This is a genomic window from Treponema primitia ZAS-1 (genome assembly GCF_000297095.1).
Taxonomy (GTDB): Bacteria; Spirochaetota; Spirochaetia; order Treponematales; family Breznakiellaceae; genus Termitinema; species Termitinema primitia_A.
Genome location: NZ_AEEA01000065.1, coordinates 1 through 21486, shown reverse-complemented (window position 1 = coordinate 21486; position 21486 = coordinate 1). Strand labels below are relative to the sequence as shown.

General features: G+C 47.9%; 22 protein-coding genes and 2 tRNA genes. 15 read left to right on the top strand and 9 right to left on the bottom strand.

Annotated features, from left to right (window positions below; all coding sequences use genetic code 11):
• Nucleotides 1-53: 53 nt before the first annotated feature.
• Nucleotides 54-470 carry a retroviral-like aspartic protease family protein gene (locus tag TPRIMZ1_RS0112150; RefSeq protein WP_026043692.1) on the bottom strand — a complete coding sequence of 139 codons (417 nt, stop codon included), beginning with the start codon at nt 468-470 and terminating at the stop codon, nt 54-56.
• Nucleotides 471-674: 204 nt separating this feature from the next.
• On the opposite strand from TPRIMZ1_RS0112150, the gene TPRIMZ1_RS0112145 reads away from it, so the two are divergent.
• The 3 genes from TPRIMZ1_RS0112145 to TPRIMZ1_RS0112135 all read left to right on the top strand — a co-directional run bounded on the left by TPRIMZ1_RS0112145 (nt 675) and on the right by TPRIMZ1_RS0112135 (nt 5523).
• Nucleotides 675-992, top strand: coding sequence for a hypothetical protein (locus tag TPRIMZ1_RS0112145; protein WP_010259953.1), 318 nt, complete (start codon nt 675-677; stop codon nt 990-992).
• A gap of 228 nt (nt 993-1220) precedes the next feature.
• On the top strand, nt 1221-4262 hold the full coding sequence (gene ppdK, locus TPRIMZ1_RS0112140; protein WP_010259950.1) for a pyruvate, phosphate dikinase: 3042 nt from the start codon (nt 1221-1223) through the stop codon (nt 4260-4262).
• 97 nt (nt 4263-4359) lie between these two features.
• The gene (locus tag TPRIMZ1_RS0112135; protein ID WP_010259946.1) at nt 4360-5523 is read left to right on the top strand and encodes an MFS transporter; all 1164 of its coding nucleotides are present in this window, start codon (nt 4360-4362) and stop codon (nt 5521-5523) included.
• A 58-nt stretch (nt 5524-5581) separates the two neighbouring features.
• Here the strand turns inward: TPRIMZ1_RS0112135 and TPRIMZ1_RS0112130 are convergent, their stop codons facing one another.
• From TPRIMZ1_RS0112130 to TPRIMZ1_RS0112100, 7 genes are all read right to left on the bottom strand, one after another.
• A complete protein-coding gene (locus TPRIMZ1_RS0112130; RefSeq protein ID WP_010259943.1) occupies nt 5582-7186 on the bottom strand; it encodes an N-acyl-D-amino-acid deacylase family protein in 1605 nt (534 codons plus the stop codon).
• Between the two features lie 11 nt (nt 7187-7197).
• Entirely contained in the window at nt 7198-8601 is a 1404-nt protein-coding gene (locus tag TPRIMZ1_RS0112125) for a cytosine permease (RefSeq protein ID WP_026043690.1), read from the bottom strand.
• Between the two features lie 60 nt (nt 8602-8661).
• Nucleotides 8662-10089, bottom strand: coding sequence for a dihydropyrimidinase (gene hydA / locus TPRIMZ1_RS0112120; protein WP_010259937.1), 1428 nt, complete (start codon nt 10087-10089; stop codon nt 8662-8664).
• Nucleotides 10090-10135: 46 nt separating this feature from the next.
• Nucleotides 10136-11320, bottom strand: coding sequence for a YgeY family selenium metabolism-linked hydrolase (locus TPRIMZ1_RS0112115; RefSeq protein WP_010259934.1), 1185 nt, complete (start codon nt 11318-11320; stop codon nt 10136-10138).
• Nucleotides 11321-11336: 16 nt separating this feature from the next.
• A complete protein-coding gene (dpaL, locus tag TPRIMZ1_RS0112110) occupies nt 11337-12575 on the bottom strand; it encodes a diaminopropionate ammonia-lyase (RefSeq protein ID WP_010259931.1) in 1239 nt (412 codons plus the stop codon).
• Nucleotides 12572-12949: a RidA family protein gene (locus TPRIMZ1_RS0112105; protein ID WP_010259928.1), complete on the bottom strand. Its 378-nt coding sequence runs from the start codon at nt 12947-12949 to the stop codon at nt 12572-12574. Before TPRIMZ1_RS0112105 ends, dpaL begins: the two co-directional genes overlap by 4 nt.
• Before the next feature lie 94 nt (nt 12950-13043).
• Nucleotides 13044-13736, bottom strand: a complete 693-nt coding sequence (locus tag TPRIMZ1_RS0112100; RefSeq protein ID WP_010259924.1) for a helix-turn-helix transcriptional regulator — start codon at nt 13734-13736, stop codon at nt 13044-13046.
• Between the two features lie 149 nt (nt 13737-13885).
• Between TPRIMZ1_RS0112100 and TPRIMZ1_RS0112095 the strand changes: the two genes are divergently transcribed.
• The 8 genes from TPRIMZ1_RS0112095 (at nt 13886) to TPRIMZ1_RS0112070 (ending at nt 18738) form a co-directional block, all read left to right on the top strand.
• A tRNA-Thr gene (locus TPRIMZ1_RS0112095) sits at nt 13886-13958 on the top strand.
• A 26-nt stretch (nt 13959-13984) separates the two neighbouring features.
• A tRNA-Tyr gene (locus tag TPRIMZ1_RS0112090) sits at nt 13985-14066 on the top strand.
• Between the two features lie 174 nt (nt 14067-14240).
• Nucleotides 14241-15539 (top strand): tyrosine-type recombinase/integrase, encoded by a 1299-nt coding sequence (locus TPRIMZ1_RS0112085; protein WP_010259920.1) that lies wholly within the window; start codon nt 14241-14243, stop codon nt 15537-15539.
• A gap of 67 nt (nt 15540-15606) precedes the next feature.
• Nucleotides 15607-16131: a hypothetical protein gene (locus TPRIMZ1_RS20520; RefSeq protein WP_157784227.1), complete on the top strand. Its 525-nt coding sequence runs from the start codon at nt 15607-15609 to the stop codon at nt 16129-16131.
• A 66-nt stretch (nt 16132-16197) separates the two neighbouring features.
• Entirely contained in the window at nt 16198-16455 is a 258-nt protein-coding gene (locus TPRIMZ1_RS20515) for a hypothetical protein (protein ID WP_157784226.1), read from the top strand.
• Nucleotides 16448-16666 carry a helix-turn-helix domain-containing protein gene (locus tag TPRIMZ1_RS0112080; protein ID WP_010259917.1) on the top strand — a complete coding sequence of 73 codons (219 nt, stop codon included), beginning with the start codon at nt 16448-16450 and terminating at the stop codon, nt 16664-16666. The genes TPRIMZ1_RS20515 and TPRIMZ1_RS0112080 overlap by 8 nt, the downstream gene beginning before the upstream one ends.
• Nucleotides 16653-16841 (top strand): hypothetical protein, encoded by a 189-nt coding sequence (locus TPRIMZ1_RS0112075; protein WP_010259914.1) that lies wholly within the window; start codon nt 16653-16655, stop codon nt 16839-16841. Before TPRIMZ1_RS0112080 ends, TPRIMZ1_RS0112075 begins: the two co-directional genes overlap by 14 nt.
• A gap of 232 nt (nt 16842-17073) precedes the next feature.
• Nucleotides 17074-18738, top strand: a complete 1665-nt coding sequence (locus TPRIMZ1_RS0112070) for a DNA primase family protein (RefSeq protein WP_010259913.1) — start codon at nt 17074-17076, stop codon at nt 18736-18738.
• A gap of 147 nt (nt 18739-18885) precedes the next feature.
• Here the strand turns inward: TPRIMZ1_RS0112070 and TPRIMZ1_RS0112065 are convergent, their stop codons facing one another.
• On the bottom strand, nt 18886-19302 hold the full coding sequence (locus TPRIMZ1_RS0112065) for a helix-turn-helix domain-containing protein (RefSeq protein WP_010259909.1): 417 nt from the start codon (nt 19300-19302) through the stop codon (nt 18886-18888).
• A gap of 303 nt (nt 19303-19605) precedes the next feature.
• Here TPRIMZ1_RS0112065 and TPRIMZ1_RS19805 point away from each other — a divergent pair, with 303 nt between their 5' ends.
• From TPRIMZ1_RS19805 to TPRIMZ1_RS18930, 4 genes are all read left to right on the top strand, one after another.
• Nucleotides 19606-19836 (top strand): hypothetical protein, encoded by a 231-nt coding sequence (locus TPRIMZ1_RS19805; RefSeq protein WP_010259906.1) that lies wholly within the window; start codon nt 19606-19608, stop codon nt 19834-19836.
• Between the two features lie 30 nt (nt 19837-19866).
• Nucleotides 19867-20175, top strand: a complete 309-nt coding sequence (locus TPRIMZ1_RS20285; RefSeq protein ID WP_010259903.1) for an integrase catalytic subunit — start codon at nt 19867-19869, stop codon at nt 20173-20175.
• Nucleotides 20176-20531: 356 nt separating this feature from the next.
• Complete coding sequence (locus TPRIMZ1_RS0112045; RefSeq protein ID WP_010259899.1) at nt 20532-20735, top strand: helix-turn-helix domain-containing protein; 204 nt, start codon at nt 20532-20534, stop codon at nt 20733-20735.
• Nucleotides 20735-21486 (top strand): hypothetical protein (locus TPRIMZ1_RS18930; protein WP_010259896.1); only part of this gene is annotated, 752 nt, incomplete at its 3' end. The genes TPRIMZ1_RS0112045 and TPRIMZ1_RS18930, both read left to right, overlap by 1 nt.

Genomic DNA, 21486 nt, shown 5'->3' with positions numbered 1-21486 from the left:
ATAATAGTATGAATTTTTTTTAAAATTTCACCTTAGGGATAACCACATAATGTTTATTTAGCCAGAAGCAGGACCCTATCGCCGTGGGCGCCGGTCACTTCCTGGCGCGCGGGGTTTACGGTTAAGTCCATGGCTTCCATGGGGATGGCGCCGAGCAGTACCTCATCGCCATGAACCATCACCATCGCCTCGCAGGAGGTTGAGCGGTTTTTCCAGCACACCTTGACGGGTTCCGTAAATTGGCATTCCTCAGTCCCGCCATCGGCGAGGGTAACATCGCCGACGGACTCAATGCCCAGCCCCAGTTTCTGCCGCATCGCCTCGTTGATAACCAGGGTTGCCGCGCCGGTATCCACCAGCGCCCGGACGCTTGTTTTCCGGATTGCCGATGCCTTAATAATGCCACGTTTAGCATTTCCCACATCACCTGCGTTTAGCAGGGTGATCTCTGTGTAGGTTATTCCCACCATTTTTCCTCGTTCCATATTAAGATTAATATACCATACCGGGGGTGTTTCTGCAAACCGACTGCCCCGGCGCCCCATATACGATGCTACCCGGTAAAACGCATTAGTGAAAATAAAGTTTTTTGAAAAAAACAGCGCTTTTGGGCAGATTCGCCGATGGGTCTTTAGCTAAATGTCGGCTTTTCAATTACCATAACGGCGGAAACCATGTATGTTTGCGGAGGTGTATTAGATGATGATACGCTATTAGGTTTTCTGCATGATCATATAAAAGAACATGAAAGCGAATATAATAGTATCGTTGAATCATTTGATCCGGGTGTTATTATCGACAAAGAAAATTTCGCAGTAAAACAGTATTTGGAAAAAGATGTATCATGCAGCCAGGAACTGTTTGTAGAAAAGATTATTTGGATATTTCAGTCTATGAAGCCTTTTATAGATTTTATCACCGATTCTATAAAAGGACACACAACAGAATTTCAGGATTACTTGCTTGATCTGCCTGATATGTATAAGAAATGATTACGCAGAGGCGCTTAACACAAAACTTGACATTCTTGGGGGCGTTGCGGGGGTGGAACCCCCGCTGAGGGGGGGAGCGTAAGACTTGCTTACGCAAGTCTTTTGGAGTTTTGTTTTGCAAAACTCCTGACGATAAGGGCAAGGCTGGAGCGAGGGGGGAGACTTCCCCCTCCTATTGCTTTTTTGCCTCTATACTGCTAAAATAGAAGCATCATATTGGAGGAAATAATGGCAAAACAAAAATACGTGTATTTTTTCGGCGAAGGTAAGGCCGAGGGTGAAGCGGGGATGAAGGATGTCCTTGGCGGTAAGGGCGCTAATCTGGCGGAAATGACTAATCTTGGCATCCCGGTTCCCCCGGGATTTACTATTTCTACCGAAGTATGCGCGGCTTTTTATGAAAATAAACGAAAGTACCCTGCGGGGCTTGAGCAGGATGTCCAGACCTATCTGACAAAACTTGAAAAGGTGATGGGGAAAAAGCTGGGAGATCCTATTGATCCCCTTCTGGTATCGGTCCGCTCAGGCGCGCCGGTTTCTATGCCCGGTATGATGGATACGATTCTCAATCTGGGTATTAACGACAAGGCGGTTCTGGGGCTGGCGGAAAAAACGAAGAACCCCCGCTTTGCCTGGGATGCCTACCGGCGTTTTATCCAGATGTACGGCGATGTGGTCATGGGGGTTCCCGGTGATGATTTTGAAGCGGCTATCAAGAAAATCAAGGATGCGCGGGGGATTCATCTTGATACGGACCTGAGCGCCGGGGACCTGGAACTGTTGGTGAGTGACTACAAGAAAATTGTTAAGGACGTAACGAAAAAAGATTTTCCCCAGAAGCCGCTGGATCAGCTCTGGGGCGCGGTAAACGCGGTCTTCGGTTCCTGGAATAACGAGCGGGCTATTAAATACCGGCAGATCAACGATATTAAAAATGTTAAGGGGACCGCGGTAAACGTGCAGTCCATGGTATACGGCAACTTTGGTAACGATTCCGGTACCGGGGTCTGTTTCAGCCGGGACCCCTCCACGGGGGTTAGGGAATTCTACGGCGAATATCTGATGAACGCCCAGGGTGAGGATGTGGTGGCGGGTATCCGGACTCCGGAAAAGATTGCCGCCCTGGCGAAGGAAAACAAGCGGATCTACGACCAACTGGTGAAGATTAAGGACCGCCTGGAAAAACACTTCCGGGATATGCAGGATATGGAATTCACCGTTCAGCAGGGTAAGCTTTTCCTGCTCCAGACCCGGAACGGCAAACGGACCGGCGCGGCGGCGGTTAAAACTGCGGTGGACATGGTTGGGGAAAAACTTATCGATAAAAATACGGCCATACTCCGGGTTAGCCCGGCGCTGCTGGATCAGCTGCTCCACCCTATGTTCGACGTTACGACATTGAAGAACGCCAAGCCGATTACCAAGGGGCTTAACGCGTCCCCGGGCGCGGCCTGCGGGCGGATCGTATTTACCGCCAAGGAAGCTGAGGAATGGCACGAGCGGGGGGAAAAGGTGCTCCTGGTCCGCCAGGATACCAGCCCCGAGGATATAGGCGGTATGGTGGTTTCCCAGGGTATACTCACCTCTACCGGCGGTATGACCAGCCATGCGGCGGTGGTTGCCCGCGGTATGGGTACCCCCTGTGTGGCCGGCGCCAAGGGTGTATCGGTTCAGGGAAAAACTGCTACGGTGGGGAGCAAGGTTTTCAACGAAGGGGACTGGCTCTCCATCGACGGTTCCACCGGCGAAGTCTACGAGGGGAAACTGCCCCTGGTGAACCCGGAAATCGGCAAGGATATGGAGACCTTCCTCAAGTGGTGCGATGAAGTTCGTACTACGGCCAGGCGGGGAACCCTTAAGGGCTTCGACGTTAGGACCAATGCGGACCAGCCGGAAGACGCTAAACGGGCCTTTGAGTTCGGCGCCCAGGGTGTGGGACTCTGCCGAACCGAACATATGTTCTTTGACAAGGACAAGCTCATCCACTTCCGGGCCATGATTGTGGCGGATACGGTGGAGGGCCGGAAGGAAGCTTTGAAGAAGATCCTTCCCCTGCAGAAGCAGGATTTCTTTGGTATCTTTAAAGCCATGGAGGGCCGGCCGGTAACTATCCGGCTCCTGGACCCGCCGCTCCATGAATTTGTACCCCATACCCCGGAGGAGACTCTGGAACTTGCGGAACATATCGGCGTGAGCGTGGAAACCCTGACCCCGAAGATCGAACGGCTCCGGGAAGCTAACCCCATGCTGGGGCACCGTGGCTGCCGTTTGGCGGTTACCTACCCGGAAATCTATGACATGCAGGTTGAAGCCATAGCGCTGGCGGCGGTGGACTGTATCAAGCAAAACATTCCGGTAAACCCGGAAATTATGATCCCCATTGTGGTTACCGCCCGGGAACTGAAATTGCTCCGTCCCAGCGCAGAAAAGATACTCAAGGATGTATTTGGGAAAGCCGGGGTAAAACTCCCGGTGAAGATTGGTACCATGATAGAGGTACCCCGGGCAGCCATCCGGGCGGCGCATATAGCCAAATATGCGGACTTCTTCAGCTTTGGTACCAACGATCTTACCCAAATGACCTTTGCCTTTAGCCGGGACGACGTGGCTTCTTTCCTGCCCTCATATCTCCAGCAGAATGTGCTTGACGTGGATCCCTTCAAGTCGATTGATGAAGAGGGGGTGGGCTTCCTTATTGATTACGCCACAAAACAAGGCCGGGCGGTTAACCCGAATCTTAAGGTCGGTATCTGCGGCGAGCACGGCGGCGATCCCGCAACCATCGACTTCTGCTACCGGTCCGGTCTGAGCTATGTTTCCTGCTCACCCTTCCGGGTACCCCTGGCCCGGCTTGCGGGCGCCCAGGCGGTAATTAACAATTCCATTACGGCGAAGGCCAAAGCGGTGGTAAAGAAGCTGAGCCCGAAGGTAAAAACCGCCGCAGCCAAGGCGAAGTCTGCGGTTTCCGATGCCAAGGCCAAAGCAGCGCCAAAGGCGAAAGCGGCCGCAGCGGGTGTGAAAAAGGCTGCAGTTCAGGTAAAGGCTAAAGCGGCGCCCAAGGCGAAGGCCGCCGCAGCAAAGGTAAAGATCACCGCGGCAAAAGCCAAGGCTAAGGCGGCGCCCAAGGCAAAAGCGGTGGTAGCTAAGGTGAAAACTGCGGCGGCAAAAAAAGCGGCGACGACAAAAAAAGTAGTAAGAAATAAGGAGACTGATGCGTTGGATCGGTGTTGCCGCGGTTTAATTATCGCGGTAACAGACAGATCTGCCTGAATAGTGTTTTGTGAAACATCCTCTTATAAAAACCCTGGTTGAATTACGGGGTAACCCTCGGGCGTGTGTCTATACGGAACCGCTCTGGGGGCTTTCTATGAATTTATGCCTCCCCTACGCATCGGTGTATATGATCGCCCTGGGGCTTAAGGACTGGGAGATCGGGTTTGTCGCCACGATTTACATGTTCACCCAGGTGATTTTTGCCTTTCTTGGGGGACCCATAACTGACAAGCTGGGGCGCCGTAAAACCACCGCCCTCTTCGATTTTATCGCCTGGTCCATCCCCTGCCTTATTTGGCTGAGGGCGGAAAATTTTTGGTTCTTTCTGGTCGCCGCCCTCTTCAACGGCACCATGAAGGTAACCACCAATTCCTGGGATTGCCTCCTGGTGGAGGATGCCGAAAAGAGTCAAATTACCCGGATTTATTCGCTGGTCATAAGCTGCGGCCATCTTTCCGCTCTCTTCGCACCGATTTCTTCAATTCTGGTATCCCGGCTTACCCTGGTTCCCGCTATTCGTATACTTTATATAAACGCCTTTATTGTAATGACCATTAAAATCATTCTGTTGTATGCTTTTTCCCGGGAAACTCAGACCGGTATGATCCGTGTGCGGGAAACCAGGGGAAAAAGCATGGCCTCCGAATTGTACGGCTACGGCGGTATTGTTAAAATCATGTTGGCGTCCCGGGGAACCCTTTTCGCCATTCTCATCTCTGCCCTGGTGGGAATTGTCGGGATGATTAACATCACCTTTTGGCAGGTTATTGTCAGCAAAAAAATCGGGATTCCCGATGTGCTGCTGCCCTTTTTCCCCATGTTCCGGTCCATCCTGGCGCTGGTATCTTTCTTTACGATTATTCCCCGGCTTACCAAGGCGGATCTGCGGATCCCCCTGCTTGTGGGATTTGGGGTATATATCATCGGGCAGAGTATTCTGATCTTTACCCCCGTAAATGGGGGTATCAAATACCTTATCCTCTGTATATCCCTGATCTTTGACGGATTTGCGGTGGGTATTCTGGCAATGCTCGCTGAATCCCTGGTGGCCCTCCATGTGGACGCCGCCGAGCGGGCCCGGGTTTTAGCGCTCCTCCAGATGACCATCATGTTTGTCAGCGCCCCCTTCGGCTGGATCGCCGGGGGACTATCCGGGATTTCCCGGAATCTCCCCTTTGTACTTAACATCGGCCTTCTTATCATAGGAATTATTGCTACGGTTTTGCACTACCGGAAAAATAAGGAAGTAGAAGCATAATTGACCGCCAAGGACACAAAGCTTATTGGTTCCTTGGCGGCAAAATTCCTCTTTCTTGTTACACCCCCACTCCTTCAGCTTTCCGTCGCAGTACTGCGCCGTTCCGCCTGCCGGTGTGTTTGCCGTTTTCCACCGTCACCGTTCCGTTGACTAACACATATTCTATGCCCACGGGATATTGCACGGGGTCCGTAAAGGTTCCCTTGTCAATAATGGTGTCGGCGTTAAAGATGGTGATGTCCGCAAAGTATCCTTCTTTTATGGCGCCCCGTTCTCTGATGCGGAACGCTTCGGCGGGTTTGCCGGTCATTTTGCGGATCGCCTCTTCCAGGGTCAGCGCCTTGTCTTCCCGCACATATTTTCCCAGGATGCGGGGGAAGGCGCCGTATACCCGGGGGTGGGGCTTGCCGCCCAGGAGACCGTCGGTGCAGGCGTTCATTTCCGGGCGCTTCATAAAGAGCCGTACATGCTCCTCGGCGCCGTAGAAGTCCACCATACCCACGGCGTTCTCTTCCTGGTGGAGGAGGTCAAAGGTCGCCTCGTAGGGGTCCTTGCCCCGCAGCTTTCCTAATTCCGTAAGACTTAAGCCGATGGTATCCTGGTTCTTTTGGGTCTTTACACTGGTCACAAAGATCTTGTCCAGCCCGGCGAATTCCACAAAGTTATCCCAACCGGGGATGCCGTGCTCAATATCGTAGACCATTTTTTTGCGGAGTTCCGGATCGGCCAGGCGCTTGAGCACATTGTCGGCGCCGCCGTCGTGGACCCAGGGGGGAAGGATAACCCCCAGCATGGTGCTGCCCGCCACGTAGGGATACTGATCAAAGGACACCGTGATGCCCTCCTTTTTCGCCAAGTCAAGGAGTTCCAGTATCTTTTCTATTTTATCCCAGTTTTTCTTGCCGCACACCTTAAAGTGGGAGTAGTGGATCTTTACCCCGGATTCACGGCCAATCTTGATCACCTCTTCCATGGAATCCAGGATGGTGTCCGCCTCGCTTCTTTGGTGGATTACAAAGACCCCGTCGTATTCCGCCACCACCCTGCACAGGGCGATAATTTCTTCGGACTCCGAATAGGCGCAGGGCATGTAGATAAGCCCTGTGGAAAGGCCCACCGCTCCGGCTTCCATTTCCCGGCGGGTAATGGTCCGCATCTTTTCCAGCTCATCGCCCTTGGGGGGACGCTTGTCCAGGCCCATGGCCTCCATGCGGATGTTTCCGTGGGGAACCAGGTAGCTTTCGTTCAAGCCCGGCTTCACCGCCTCAATCATCTTGAGGTATCCTGCGGTGTTCTCGTAGTTCCAGTTGATAGCATCGCTGTCGCCGTCAAGACCCGCGAGGTTTTTACGCCAGGGACTTATGAACCGGGGGGGCAGGGGGGCCATGGAAATGCCGTCCTGTCCCAGAATCTCGGTGGTAATGCCCTGCATCACCTTGGGTAGAATTTCCGGGTTCAGCAGGACCTGAAGATCGCTGTGGCTGTGGGTGTCGATAAAGCCCGGAGCCACCGTCAATCCCCCGGCGTCTATCACTGCCATGTCTCCGGCGGGGGCTATGCTGCCGATCTTGACAATCCGCTCCCCCTCGATCAGCACATCCGCTTTGTAGCCGGGTTTTCCGGAGCCGTCCACGACGACTCCGTTTCTGATGATCATTTTCATGCTCGTATCCCCTATTTCGCCTCGTCGAATTTAACAGACTGACCGATATGCTGCTCATATTTTCTGAGGGTAAAGCACCGCATGAGAATTACGTAGACCAGTGGCGCGGCAATGAGACCGATAAAGAACCCGTAGGTACTGCTGACGAAACTTATCCCGAATCCGGCGATAATTGCGATGATAGCACTGAGGTTAAAACCATTTGTGTATTCATACTGTCCATAGGAGTAGAGATCCTGCACATTGACCTTGGTCTTTCTGACGATGAAATAGTCGGCAAGCATGATACCCATTACCGGTCCTAAGAGTGTCGAGATATGGACCTGAACATCCACGAGGAAAGTACCGGACGACTGAATTTTCCATGGCTGAATGATGATTGCAAGGGCGCCGCAGATGATTGCGGAAATCTTGAACTTGAGCTTTGGGAAAAGGCTGATTAGGATGTAGGATGGGGGCATCAGGTTTCCTGCGGTATTCGTAGACCACTGGGCAAACACAACGGCGATATAGGCGAGAATCAATCCGATTTTGCTTGTGAAGATGGTACTGCAGATTGCGTTGAGATCCCATTCGCCGGTGGTGATGCCGGCGGCCATACCGATGAGCATACAGACAACGCCGATTACCATAAGACCGAAAAACTGACCGACAAGGGCGCTTTTGTTCCGTGCGATAAACCCTTTGTTTTCATAGTTTGGCACATGCTTGATCTGACGGGCAAGATCCGAACCATTGAGGGACATCGTGATCCATCCGCCTGCAATACCGGATATCGCATAAACGATGGACATATTACCATCACCGGGTGTTGCCATGATATCCGGAATCGTGACGTTGTATTTTTTTCCTATTGCCACCGCGATTGCTACGAATAGAATGGCAAGTGCAGGGATAGCTATCCAGTCGAATTTTGCCATTGCCTTGAGTCCATACATTGCGTTTACTACCTGGAAAACGGCGAATGCAATGATCATCAAGGTGAGATTGTTGTATCCGGTCAGGTTTTCCATGATGTAATTGAGCGCCGACGCGCCTACCCATGTCTGGAATCCAAACCAGTAGAGCGCAGGAATTGCACGGAATACACCGGGGATTATCGCACCCTTGTATCCAAAGGGGGCGCGCACATATACGGCAAACGGAACGCCGTATTTCGTACCGATATCTCCAAAAAGAACCGTGAGCGCGGTGACCAGGCCGTAGCCTGCAAGGATAACGAATATGAGTGTGACAGCGCCAAGGCCTTGACCGCCGTTATAGTACTGCGCGCCAAGGGAGAATGCCACCACGTTGATGGTCATTCCGGCCCAAAGGATAAAATAGTCGGGAAGCGACATCGTCCGCTCATTCTCTAGGGTGGGCATCAACTCCACACTTCGCAGGGCTTTTACGTCCTTATTAGTACTCATCATTTCCTCCAAAATACCAAATATTATTACAAACATCCGTTTGCAAATTACTGTTCCGGAAAACTATTCAAGACTGTGTTTTTCAAGATATTTATGATCAATTTTACGGCGGATAAATTCACCGGCGCCTTTTTTGCCTTTAAAAACGCCGTCCTCCAGGATAACGTTTCCCTTTGAAATCGTCATTACCGGGTAACCCTTGATTTTAAAGCCGTCGTGCAGACAGTAACTGATATTGTTATGAAGCACATCCTTGGATAGGGTAAGTTCCTTTTCCATATCAACGATCACGATATCTGCGTCCGAACCCGGTGCGATCAAACCCTTTTGCGGGAAACAGCCGTATATTTTCGCAATGTTCGTACTGGTAAGCGCACATACCTGGTTGATCGAAAGACGTCCCTTGTTAACGCCTTCGGAGAGCAGGATGGGAAGCCTGATTTCGAGTCCTGACATGCCGTTCACGACCTTCGTAAAATCCTGAATATATTTACCGTCAGCGGTTTTTTCAAGGAATGCGGCCTTCTCATTTACATCGTAGGTACAGTCATCGGATCCGGTAACTGAGATGGTTCCGTCCTGCATACCGCGCCAAATATCTTCCGCATCCTTTGGTGTACGAAGGGGGGGAGAGCACAGATACAGATATCCATTTTCCTTTTTATAGTTGTCCTCAAACAGGGTGAGATAATGGGGGCCCGTTTCAACGTATACCGCCTGGCCTTTCTTATGTGCTTTTCTTGCGGCGTTAAGCGCCTCGTCATTCGTTGTATGCACCACCAGAATCGCGGTTCCCACATACTCGGCAAGTCTGCACGCCCGTTCAAAGGCCGCGGCCTCACATTGTACCGGCTTTGTTTTCGCAAAATTCACCCAGCTGAGGTCGCCGGTTCTTTTCACTTTTTCTATTGCATCCTCTGCCATGGTGTTGTCTTCACAATGAAGCATGGGCAGCCCGCCGACTTCTTTGGCCTTTTCAAATACCTTTATCAGGGTCTCTTCATCGATCATAACCCCCTCTTTTTTATAGGTCATGAAGCACTTAAACGTCGGAACGCCGTATGCAGCAAGTTCGGGGATTTCCTTTTCAACAAGTTCTGCCGGCGATTTTACAAATTTTCCGTGGATGGAAAAATCAATGGCGGATTCTTCCATTTCCGCACGGCGTTCTTTTACAGCCTCCATTACGGACTTGCCCTGAAATACATTGGCAAAATCCATAAACATGGTAACGCCGCCGAATACACCGCTTACGCTCTGCTGGTAGAAGGTGTTCGCACCGAGGCATCCTTGGAACGGCGCCATACAGTGCATATGCGCTTCGATTACACCGGGCATGAGATACTTGCCGCCCGCGTCTATCGTCCTTTTCGCCTCGGAAGCATCGAAGGTCCCAAGCGCGGCCACCTTGCCGTCCCGGATCGCCACATCACAATGTACATTTGATGATGGTGAGACGACGGTTCCATTCTTAATCACTAGATCAAACATGGTTTTCTCCTTATCGTAATAAAATATAACTCCGGGTTACTATTTTTTATGTAAGTAACGCCTTTATAACCCCGTAATAACAATCCGTAACCTTGATAAGCTGGTCAATTTCTATGTACTCATTAATGGTGTGGGCCAGGTTTTCCTGGGAGGGCCCCAAGCCCAGGGTCTTTATCCCCGCTTCCCCCGCGTAGTGACTGCCGTTGGTACAGAAATTGTACTGGGTAATGGATGGGGTGTAACCCATGCCCTTGAGCTCTGAAAAAACCGCCTGCACAAAATCGGAGTTTTCCTCGTAGAGCCAGCCCGGAAAAAAACGTTCTCCCCGGATCTCGTTCCCCGTGTGGCACTTTTCCTTCCCCTCGGCATAGGAGGCGCTTACCTTCATCTGGGGATCTTCGGCCATTAGCTTTGCTAATAATTCATTGATCGGCGCCAGGACGCTTTCCCTGGTTTCTCCGGTAAGGAGCCGCCGGTCGTAGGTGGCCCGGCAATACTCGGGCACCACGGAGGCGCCGGGGTAGGGTGAGGACTTAATATCCGTCAGCTCCAGGATGCCGTTCCCCAGCACCGGATGCTTGGTGGGCTTTAGGGTACGGATGGCTTCGATAACCCGGGCCATCTTGTACACCGAATTGATCCCCTTCTCCGGGTTGGCGGAATGGCAGGGTTTTCCAAAGCTCTCCAGCACAATCTCCGCCCGGCCCCGCTGCCCGATCTTCAGGTTCAGCTCGGAAGCCTCACCGATGATCACATAGTCGGGTTTTACCGCTTTGCTAATCTCCCGGGCCGCTATACCTTCAAAGCATTCCTCGTGCACCACGCCGGATACATAAATTTCCCCGGCAAAATCCCGCTGGGTGTCCTCCGCAAAGTTTTCCGCCGCCTTGACAAAGGCTGCAACGGCGCCCTTCATGTCGCTGGTTCCCCGACCGTAGATTTTGCCGTCGTGGATCTCCGCGCCAAAGGGAGGGTAGCGCCAGGCCGTTTCATCGCTCACCGGCACCGTGTCGATGTGCCCGTCTAGGAGCACCTTTTTTCCCGGCCTCTTTCCTTTAATGCAGCCGATGATGCTGCCATACCGGTCTACCCTAACGCTGTCAAACCCGGCTCTTTCCATTTCCGCCTTGAGCACGGCCACCACCGTATCTTCCTGGCCGGAATAGCTCTGCTGCTGAATCAATTTTTGACAAAGATCAATGACCTTTTCCTGTCTTGCCTTATCTAACATCAGTTACCTCTTTCGTTTAAATGCCGGCGAATTCGCCGTCCCAAACTATGCTCCGGTACCGGTCGGGGTCCGTGTCCCCTTCGGTGCTAAAGAGCAAAACCACGGAATCCTTATTCAGCCCCAGGGCGTCCCCCAGGGCTGCATAATTACTCGTATCAAGAACTGCCGACAGCAATCCTGCGGGGGCGGCGCCGGACTCCCCGGATATAACCTGGGGATCTCCCTTAAGAGGGGCGCCTAACACCCGCATACCCCGCGCCGCAACCCAGTCGGGGACGGACACAAAGAAGCTGCTGTGGTTTTTCAGTATCTCCCAGGAGATGGTGTTGGCCTCTCCGCAGGCGAGTCCCGCCATAATGGTCTTGAGCTCACCCCCCACCGGCACCAGCTTGTGTTCCTTGGCGGAACGGTACAGGCAGTCCGCCGCGGACGCTTCCACCACCGTGGTGACCGGCGCCTTGTCGGCATAGTGGTTGGTCAGGAAGCCCTGGACCGAACCTGCCAGTGATCCCACTCCGGCCTGGACAAAGACATGGGTGGGCCGCTCAATCCCGGCGGCGCTGAGCTGGTGTATCGCCTCCAAGGTCATGGTGCCGTAACCCTGCATGATCCAGCCGGGAATTTCCTCGTACCCCGCCCAAGCGGTGTCCTGCACCATCACGCCCCGGGGATCCTTGGAAGCCATGTCGTTGGCCAGCCGCACCGCGTCATCGTAATTAAGCTCAGTAATACTCGCGTCGGCGCCTTCGTTGAGAATATTCCGCAGCCGGGTTTGGGAAGAGCCCTTGGGCATCAGTATCACCGATTTCTGTCCCAGCCGATTTGCCGCCCAGGCGACACCCCGGCCATGGTTACCATCGGTGGCGGTGTAGAAGGTACTATCCCCGAGCTTTTTTTTGGTGTCCGGCGAAACCAGGGTTTCGTAATCGATCCCCTGGCCGGCGTTCAGGGCGCCTATTTTTATCAGTTCCCCCGCAACATGCCGGGCGATGGCATAGGAACCCCCCAAAACCTTAAAGGCGTTGAGGCCGAAACGGTAGGATTCATCCTTTAGATACAGACCTTTAATCCCCAGCCGTGCGGCCAGGTTTTTTAGGTTCACCAGGGGTGTCTCGGCGTAGTGGGGAATGCTGCGGTGAAATGCCAATGCTTTTTCCGCCTCCGCACCGGACATGAGCGCCAGGCTTTTTTGGCAGTCCGACTTGGGCATATCGTTCTTTACCCAATTGATCCCAAGCAGCGCTGGGTCCCTCATTTGGCGATTTCTCCAATGGCTTCGATTTCAACCAGAACGCTTTTGGGGAGTTGCTTAACCGCCACTGCGGAACGGGCGGGCTTGCCGGGGAAGTGTTTTGCATAGACTTCATTAAAGGGGGCAAAATCGTTCATGTCCGCCAGGAAGCAGGTGGTTTTGACCACCCTGTCCAGGGAGGAACCCGCAGCTTCCAGCACCGCCTTCAGGTTTTTAATAACCTGCTCAGCCTGTTCCCGGATATTTGCGCCAACCACGTCTCCCGATTCGGGGTCCAGGGGAATCTGACCGGAACTGAACACCATGTTGCCAACAACCACAGCTTGGGAATAGGGACCGATGGCAGCGGGCGCCGCGTTGGTTTGAATGGCCTTCATAATTGTTTCTCCTTACACTGAACAAAATTTCATTCATCTGAATGTACTTTAGTTCATAGTAACACTGAACAATATTTTAGTCAAGAAAATTTTTTTATTTTTTTCCTTTTTCTTCCAAAGAACGGATATGGAGGTACACCGTGTTTTTGGATATTTCCAATTCTGCGGAGACGGTCTGCACCGCGTCCTTCAGTTTAAAAATGCCCTGGTGGTAGAGGAGGGTGACAATTTCCTTGTTTTTCAGGGAAGGGTGAACAGTTTCATCGGAATTTACTGCGTTTTTCACCTTTTCCAGGGTACGGAGTATCAGCTCATTGGAGTCGTTGATGAAATTTTCGGTGACAAAATCGGACTGGGGCACCATGGAGAATTTTTGCAGCAGCGAACTGAGGGGACTGTCCAGGTAGAGGTTGATGCAAAGCATCCCGATGGCCCGGTTACGTTCCCCAAAGAGTATGATGGTGGTGGATCGCACCGGTTTCCCGTACTTGCTGGCCGAAACATAGGAAATATACGGCCCGGACTGGGGCTGTTTTCCCTCCGCCGCGGCATTTTTTCGTATCTGCTCCAGCATGGACAGGGCAAAATCGGTGATGGGCCCCCCTTCCTTCCGCCCTGAATGGAACCCGTTCAGGATTTTGATGATGGAATGATCCAGGTCCATCAGGTCGTGGAGGACAATTTCAAAGGCGTCGCCGTAGTAGGCCGCCAGCCCATCCATGGTGGTTTTGTAGGATTCGATGATCAATTTGTCCGCCGCCGACAGGGAATCTTTAGCCCTAGCCATGATTTTCCTCCAAATCTTCTATATGTTGTACTTTATTTCATTATAATACTGCAAAATTATTCAGTCAAGGGAAATTTTCCGTTTCCAGGCCACGTGATGCCATTGACTAACCCGACGTTTTTTGCTTATTATAGTTTTGATATTTTCACGCCATCTTAGCTCAGTTGGCAGAGCGGCGCACTTGTAATGCGCAGGTCTTCGGTTCGATTCCGGAAGATGGCTGTGCAAGATGGCATAGATAGTTTTTAGGGGAGTTTCCCGAGCGGTCAAAGGGGGCAGACTGTAAATCTGTTGGCTCAGCCTTCGTAGGTTCGAATCCTTCACTCCCCATCTAAGAGCTAATTCGTTGTGTTACAATGAATTAGCTTAATTTTTAAGAACTACCCTACGAAGGGCGTTCTAACCTATTGCGGTAAAAACGCAAAAGTGGCACATAGAGTGGCACATGGGAAGCCAAAAATCCCATGTCTAACCCATTCTCAATGCCGCTGAGAGGGGTTAGGTATGCCCAAACAGTTACCTTTTTCAGTTTTCAAACGTGCAGGTCGCCGGTATTTCTATGTAGCTTTCAAAAACGAGAAAACCGGCGAGTATTTCCCTTCCATCAGCTCCAAACAGGATTCCGAGAAAGCCGCCATTGAAACAGCCTTCAAGTGGCTCAGGGAAGGTATACCCGCCAAAGACGGTCCTATCTCCGCCGAGAAGTATACCCTGCGGAAAATGGCGGAAGCGGCCAACCTTTCCAAGACGGATGCCGAGTATATTTGTCAGGAGTTGGTACGCCGGGGATTCCTTGAATCCTATATCCTTACCGGGACCAGGCCGGCCATCGGCTTTATCGATTTCCTCACCGAGTTTTGGGACTTTGAGAAATCCCCCTACGTTAAGGAGAAGTTGCGGAAGAACCACGGCATCCATAAGGTACACTGTAACCAGCAGTGGAATAATGTGGCTAAATACTGGAAACCCTACTTTGGGGACCGGCGTTTGGGTGAAATAACCCAAGGAGATATAGATGAGTTCGTCAATTCGCTGATAGATACTCTTCTATCTGCCTCATGGAAAAATGTAGTCATAATGGCGGGAACCAAGGCTTTGCGGTGGGCTTATGCTAAGGGATATATCGAAAAGGAAATCACCAAAGGGCTGATTCTGTTCTCCGGCAAAGCCAAAGAACGGCATATACTCAGCCCCGAACAGGCGGCGCTTATTTTCAGAGCTGAATGGAGAGATCCGCGAACAAAGACGGCTAATATGTTGGCTGCCGTTACCGGCCTTCGAGCCGGGGAAATCCAGGGGCTCCGGGTTCAGGATATTGGAGAAAACTGCCTGTATATCCGGCATAGCTGGAACCGTCTTGACGGATTGAAGGCGCCTAAGAATAATGAAGACAGACGAGTAGAAGTTCCTTTTCCCGGGCTGATACAAGACCTGATGCAAGTTGCCCAAGCGAACCCTCATGGCTGTAGCATGGATTCCTTTGTATTTTGGGGAGAATTATTGGATACTAAGCCTTTGGAGGAGAAGCTGTTACTGTATGATTTGCGGGGAGCTATGATGGCGGTTGGTATGTCCAAGGAGACAGCCAAGTCTTATACCTTTCATGGCTGGCGGCATTACTTTACATCCTACATGAGGCCGAAGGTGGACAAGAAGTTGCTTCAAATGCAGGGCGGCTGGAAAAGCTCAATTATGCTGGACCACTATTCCGACCATGAGCTGACCGGCGATCGGAAGCTCATACGGGACGCCCAGATTGAGACCTTTGCGGGGTTGCTGCCGGATACCCTGAAAATAAATTAATTTTTTGCAAAAAAACTTGATTTATTTTCTATTTTAGATATATTAATTGTATATAAAGGAGATTGTGTTGGCATTAGCTGATTCAAGAAAAAAATCACAACAGCCTCGTTCAATCCCCAGTCGTATGGTTCTCCGGCTGAATAAAGAACTGAATATTATATTTTTCCAACATGGAGGAAACTATCAGAAGGTAAATAATCAAACATGTCCGACTGTGCCTCTTTTGCAAAAATCGGTGCTGACTTGTAGCTTTAAGTCTCAAAAGATGGCCGTACTGCACCCCTTATTCTCCCCATTAAACCCATGCAATTTGTTCGCCCTATCGGGAGTAGGGCAAGCCCATGAACAAAAAGCACCACTAATAACCAAAAGGAAACCTATGTTGAAAAAGCAGGCACAAGGTTTCTACAGCAGCATTGAGGCAGCCGTAAATTCGATTGCAGAATATTATACCCCCTCAATATTGTTGTTTTGTACATCTGTAAAATCTTACAGAGCTTTAATCAGGTCGATAGTCTTCGACTTATTATCAAGGGTTATGCTTGTGGTGCGGGTGGGTTTATGCTTGGATTCTTCTTTCGTTTTATCGTAAAGTCAAAAATACAACCTCTAATCAGTCTCGTACATAAGGTATACCTCTATTTTATGGAGGGCAGATATGCCAAAACAAATTCTTATAAGCCGCTCTGAGCTTGCAAAATGCTTAGGGGATGTTAGTCTATCCACTCTAGATAGAACTGCCAAATCCCAAAATTGGCCTAAAGTAAAGATTGGGAGAAGGACACTATTCTCAGTTTCAATTTTGGAACAATTTTGTCCGCGGCAGCATATTTCTTCGATTTTTTCGGATAAAGAAGCTTCTCATCCAAATATCATTCAATTCCCCAGTTCTATTTCAGGAGAAAAAAATGAATGATAAAAAAATGGCGCCAGCTATCTTTAACATGGCTGCACCTGTGAAAACACGACAGGAAGCGGCTCAATACCTGCGTGTGTGCCTCTCAACTTTGTCAAAATTGGAAATTCCTTCTATCAAAGTTCGCCGCCGGGTTTTATACCAGCAATCGGTTTTGGATGCATGGCTTCAGGACCATACTCAAAGGGGGGACGAGAATGTCAAAAAATGACTCTGTTGATTTATTTTCAATAGTTAAGAAATTGGAGGGCAATCTTTCAGGTTTGCGGTACGGCTCAGTTGTTGTTGCTTTAAAAGTACACAGTGGACGGGTGGTAGATATTTCGTACACTGTTACCCACACCATTCGGGATACCGTAAATTCCAAGGAGGTTGAAAAATGCTAGTATTAACTTTTGAGGAAACTTATGATAGAGGAGGATTGCAAGTCAGTTAAAAGAATGGAACGGGTAGAAATACCCGTTCCATTGGTCGTTCGTTTATTAGGATTTGACTATACTTTTAAGATTTAGCTTAGGATTTATCCTTTAAGACTAAGTTTATTAAAAGGCTCTTTGCTACTAATTGGCTGTCAGTCATTCTGCAAAGCGTAAATTCTATTGTCAGGAGGACAATAAAATGAGTAAAGCTATTGAAACTCAATTGAAATTGAAAAAAGGCGTGGAGCGCTTCATTCAAGAAAATCCGCAATTTTTCTATTTAAAAGAAACCAGTACCTGGTTTTCTTTTAATGGCAAGATATGGGAAGAGGCAAACACATTATTTGAAAGTATTACAGAGGAAATTTGGGAAGAGACAGAGCTTTTGTATGATGTTCATCTCAAGAATTTCAGAAAACTATGTCAGAAAAAATGTATAAACTTGACCGGATTAAATAAGGAAGCGGAAATGCTACTCAATACACCAAATGGTGTAATTGATTTGACCAAATTTATCCAAGGCGAAAGTGCACTTGCAAAAGAAAAAAAGGTTGAACCACATGAAAAATATCAGCGTAATTACCTATCAATGATGACGAATGCTAGTTATATTCATGGATCTGATACGCCTGATAATTTCCTAACTTTCCTTAATGATCTTTGTAATCATGACTCAGAAATGGTAGAGTATCTTCTTTGTTTGATGGCATATTGTTTGACTGGACGGAATAATTATCAGTATCTTTACATTTTATTTGGATTAGGAAGGAATGGTAAAACTGCTTTTCTTTCCCTTATAGAAATATTACTTGGAACCTACTTTTGTAAAATTCATTCGGTGACATTATCATCCAGGACACCGGACGATAAAGCGCTTCGAGAAATATATCGTAATCGATTTAAAAGGGTAGCGGTTCTTGATGAACTTTCTGAAAAATATCGGATGAATATAGCCCTTGTAAAACAATTAACAGGTGGTGATTCATTAAATACACCTAACAACAAAGCATTTTATGAAACATTCCATACGGGTTTCAAACTTATCATTAACACTAACCATCTTCCAGAGGTTGGGTCTACTCAAAATATTGGCATCTGGGAGAGGCTAAAAGTATTGGTTACTCGACCGCCTATTAAGAAGGAAGATAGGATTGAAGATTTCCACCTTATCATTGCAGAAGAAAAAGATAAAATTCTAACCTACTTACTCGATTATTACTTAGACAAAGCTCTTAATGGTGGCCTTAAAGTGATCCCGCAACGCATGGCTCTTGCGATGGATTTTAAAAAGTTCCAGGAAAACCCAGTGGAGTATTTTATTGACAAAACAATTATTTTCGCTAGGCAGCCACTAACCAAAAATCAATATATAAAATCTCGTTACCTTTATGGGGAATTTGTCCAGTTTCATTTTAATATCATGAATTATTTTATTAAGCATCTCTCTCTTGACGCAGAGAATGATAGTAATAAACTTTTAGTAAAAAAACCAAGCGAGACCGCTTTTTCCTTATTTTTAAGTAAGGCTGGAGGATTTAAAAAGGAAATCAGTGGGCGGGAATATTGGACTAACTTGTATTTTTGCTCTGAGCGGATCTGGAGTGAAAATGGTGAAAAGATTGCTCCTGATTGGCTTGAAGAAAAGAAGCAATTCGCCAGAGATAAGTATTCCAATACATTCAATACCATGCGCCAGGCCGAAGAAGCTCTCAGTCCCTATGTCCAAGCTAAAGCAATCGGTGATATGCCGCTGGCCCCCGTTAGGCATTTTGAGGACCCTGAACCTATAGCAGATGTGAAATTGATTAATAATGATGACTTGTTTTTAATGATGATTTTACGTCAACAATCAAAAAATCAATAGAACCTAAAGAATAAAAAACACGCTAACCTCCGCCATTTGGCGGAGGTTAGGTCTTTATTTATTAGTGATAAAAACTTTTTTTCTATCTGATAATTCTTGACTATTCTTTATATGTTTAAAGTCTCTCATCAATCTCAGTATCGAGGATTATTTCATAATGATAGATTTTAAATTTTCTATATCACTCTTTAGTCTAATGACTAATGAAGATGATTCTAATTCTTGAATAGCGTTAAATTCATCCGGACTGACAGATAATATGGCAAATAGCCAAGCAACATCTTCTTTGCGAACTAATATTTCATTTTCGACTGTTAAAGTAATTTCCTTTGAAGCAGTATATGCTTTGGCGATAAATCGTATTTTATCAATATTTTTTAATTTATATTTTTCTATACAGCTTTTTAAGAATCTTGATGAAGGTGGTATTTTTTCTTTCTCAATGCCGGATATTGTGGTTTGGTCAAAGCCTAATACTTTACCAGCTTCCGCTTGGGTCCATTTTTTTTGTGTGCGATAAAGTTTACAAAGCATCCCAAAGCTATCAAAATTATTATATTTCATTCATATATTATGTATTAATATTCATAATATATCAAGAGATATTCATATTGTTTCAGCGTTTTTCTTTATGAGATGAATAACTATATTTCCATCGAATATTTGTTCACCGGTCATGGAACTACCGGCAATGTACCCTGCTCAGTGTAAACTACGGCGATTTAGACCCACCGGTCCGGCGTAAGTGATCCAGCAGTCCGGCCAAAAAATGATCAACCCATACGGCGGGTGATCCATAAGCCAAAACGACCATCCTAAAATATGACCTGCGTCCATAGGGCGTAAATCTATTTTAGGGGGTCAATAATGACCAAGTATCGAGAGATTCTGAGACTGGATAGTCTTGGAATCAGCAGCCGAAATATTGCGGTGAGTTTGGAGTGTTTCCGCAATACCATCAGAAAGATACTCCACCGAACGAAAGGAGAAGGCGTCGGCTGGCCTTTACCGGAAGACATGACGGAACGAATTCTGGAACAGGCCCTGTTCGGGAAGCGCACGTTCTACCAGGATCGCAAAATGCCTGACTTTGAGTAAATTCATCAGGAAATGGCGCGGAGCGGAGTTATGTTAAGCCTCTTGTGGGCCGAGTATTGTGAAAGCTGCCGGATGGAAGGCAGCCGGCCCCTCATGTACACCCAGTTCTGCTACCGTTACCAGAACTATGCGGCGAAAAATAAAGCGGCACTCCACATAGAGCACAAACCTGGAGAGCGCATGGAGGTCGATTGGGCCGGGGATACTGCCTACCTCATTGACAATATTAATGGCAAATCGATTCCGGTATATGTATTTGTGGCGGCACTGCCCTGCGGGTATGCGTATGCCGAAGGGTTTCTTTCGCGGAACCTGGCGAATTGGATACAGCCCATATAAACGCATATCAGTATTTTGGCGGTATAACCCGAATCCTGGTACCGGATAACCTCAAGATTGGCGTGGAAAAAGTGGACTGGTATTCCCCGGTAATCACCAAGACATATCATGAAATGGCAGAATACTCTGGGACTGCGGTTATCCCGACAGGGGTGAGAAAGCCAAAAGAGAAGGCCGTTTTCGGAACGGACGGTAGGCATGTAGTGGACTTTTGCAGATGAGTTGCTACCCCTGTCGGGCGTACACTATGGGCACTATTTTTTTATAATAATTTAAATACCTATAACATCCTAATAGATACGAAAGGACGCTAATTAAGACTTTTGTATCAAATCAAAGATTAATAGGAGAAAGCAATGACAAACGTTTTTACCATCAAAGATGTTGCTAAGGTTCTGCAATTATCTACATCAACGGTATACAAGTATGCAGAATCAGGAAAAATACCTTCAATCAAGATTGGAACAGCAAGAAGATTTTTAGAAACAGATATTGAAAAATATGTGAATACATGTAAGCAACAAATATTAGTATCAAACAATCAACAGGCGGTTAAATAATGCTGCTTAACGCGGAAGGCTTGCCTTTAGAGGGCATTGACAAAATAACTGTTACGCTAAATCAATCAGCTTCTTGTTTTATACAGAATACAAAACCTTATACAGACCATACGCATTATATCTGCTTAGATAATTATTTCTATTTCGGAAACTGGTCCTTTTTAACAATTCAGAGCCAAAAGATAAACCCGGTTAATGATATAAGAATCAGTATAGCAAAGGCAATATATGAATTAATATTAAAAAAGATGCTAGTTTTCCCATTGGATTTATCCTTTGAATATATCTATATGAATCTCCATTATTTTGTATATAATATCAAAGAAATTGAGTTTTATTTTGATTTTAGACCGAGTAATATTCATGTTTTGTACCCTAAATTATTAAACCAAATTGGTAACAGTAGTTATTCAAAGGATTATCGTAGTTATCAGAATCGTCCCAAAAGAAAATCTTTTTTGGAAATCTATGACCATGCGGAAAATCTGAAAAGACAACGGCAGATTGCATGGAAAAAGATTGAAGAAAATCCATACAAAAAGAGAATAGAGTTTAACTTAACAAAATATAATAGCTCAAATATAACCTTGGGAGACTTGTCCGGTGGCTATAATGAAGTTATAAGCCGTTATACTTCATATTTAGCGGTCTTATATTCTAGGTATTTTTATGGGAATGTAATAGTTAATGACTTTGAAGGCGAGCATCCCCACTTCAATAAAATATATCAACTTGCGATGAAAGGTCAAAT

Excerpts from the sequence above, each read along its gene's own strand:
- TPRIMZ1_RS0112085 (WP_010259920.1), top strand. The coding sequence starts at position 14,241 with ATGCCCAAACAGTTACCTTTTTCAGTTTTCAAACGTGCAGGTCGCCGG.
- dpaL (WP_010259931.1), bottom strand. The coding sequence starts at position 12,575 with ATGAGGGACCCAGCGCTGCTTGGGATCAATTGGGTAAAGAACGATATG.
- TPRIMZ1_RS19805 (WP_010259906.1), top strand. The coding sequence starts at position 19,606 with ATGACCAAGTATCGAGAGATTCTGAGACTGGATAGTCTTGGAATCAGC.
- TPRIMZ1_RS0112070 (WP_010259913.1), top strand. The coding sequence starts at position 17,074 with ATGAGTAAAGCTATTGAAACTCAATTGAAATTGAAAAAAGGCGTGGAG.
- TPRIMZ1_RS0112100 (WP_010259924.1), bottom strand. The coding sequence starts at position 13,736 with ATGGCTAGGGCTAAAGATTCCCTGTCGGCGGCGGACAAATTGATCATC.
- ppdK (WP_010259950.1), top strand. The coding sequence starts at position 1,221 with ATGGCAAAACAAAAATACGTGTATTTTTTCGGCGAAGGTAAGGCCGAG.
- TPRIMZ1_RS0112125 (WP_026043690.1), bottom strand. The coding sequence starts at position 8,601 with ATGATGAGTACTAATAAGGACGTAAAAGCCCTGCGAAGTGTGGAGTTG.
- TPRIMZ1_RS20515 (WP_157784226.1), top strand. The coding sequence starts at position 16,198 with ATGCCAAAACAAATTCTTATAAGCCGCTCTGAGCTTGCAAAATGCTTA.
- TPRIMZ1_RS0112135 (WP_010259946.1), top strand. The coding sequence starts at position 4,360 with ATGAATTTATGCCTCCCCTACGCATCGGTGTATATGATCGCCCTGGGG.
- TPRIMZ1_RS0112065 (WP_010259909.1), bottom strand. The coding sequence starts at position 19,302 with ATGAAATATAATAATTTTGATAGCTTTGGGATGCTTTGTAAACTTTAT.
- TPRIMZ1_RS0112115 (WP_010259934.1), bottom strand. The coding sequence starts at position 11,320 with ATGTTAGATAAGGCAAGACAGGAAAAGGTCATTGATCTTTGTCAAAAA.
- TPRIMZ1_RS0112045 (WP_010259899.1), top strand. The coding sequence starts at position 20,532 with ATGACAAACGTTTTTACCATCAAAGATGTTGCTAAGGTTCTGCAATTA.
- hydA (WP_010259937.1), bottom strand. The coding sequence starts at position 10,089 with ATGTTTGATCTAGTGATTAAGAATGGAACCGTCGTCTCACCATCATCA.
- TPRIMZ1_RS0112105 (WP_010259928.1), bottom strand. The coding sequence starts at position 12,949 with ATGAAGGCCATTCAAACCAACGCGGCGCCCGCTGCCATCGGTCCCTAT.
- TPRIMZ1_RS0112150 (WP_026043692.1), bottom strand. The coding sequence starts at position 470 with ATGGTGGGAATAACCTACACAGAGATCACCCTGCTAAACGCAGGTGAT.
- TPRIMZ1_RS0112075 (WP_010259914.1), top strand. The coding sequence starts at position 16,653 with ATGTCAAAAAATGACTCTGTTGATTTATTTTCAATAGTTAAGAAATTG.
- TPRIMZ1_RS0112080 (WP_010259917.1), top strand. The coding sequence starts at position 16,448 with ATGAATGATAAAAAAATGGCGCCAGCTATCTTTAACATGGCTGCACCT.
- TPRIMZ1_RS0112130 (WP_010259943.1), bottom strand. The coding sequence starts at position 7,186 with ATGAAAATGATCATCAGAAACGGAGTCGTCGTGGACGGCTCCGGAAAA.
- TPRIMZ1_RS0112145 (WP_010259953.1), top strand. The coding sequence starts at position 675 with ATGTATGTTTGCGGAGGTGTATTAGATGATGATACGCTATTAGGTTTT.
- TPRIMZ1_RS20285 (WP_010259903.1), top strand. The coding sequence starts at position 19,867 with ATGTTAAGCCTCTTGTGGGCCGAGTATTGTGAAAGCTGCCGGATGGAA.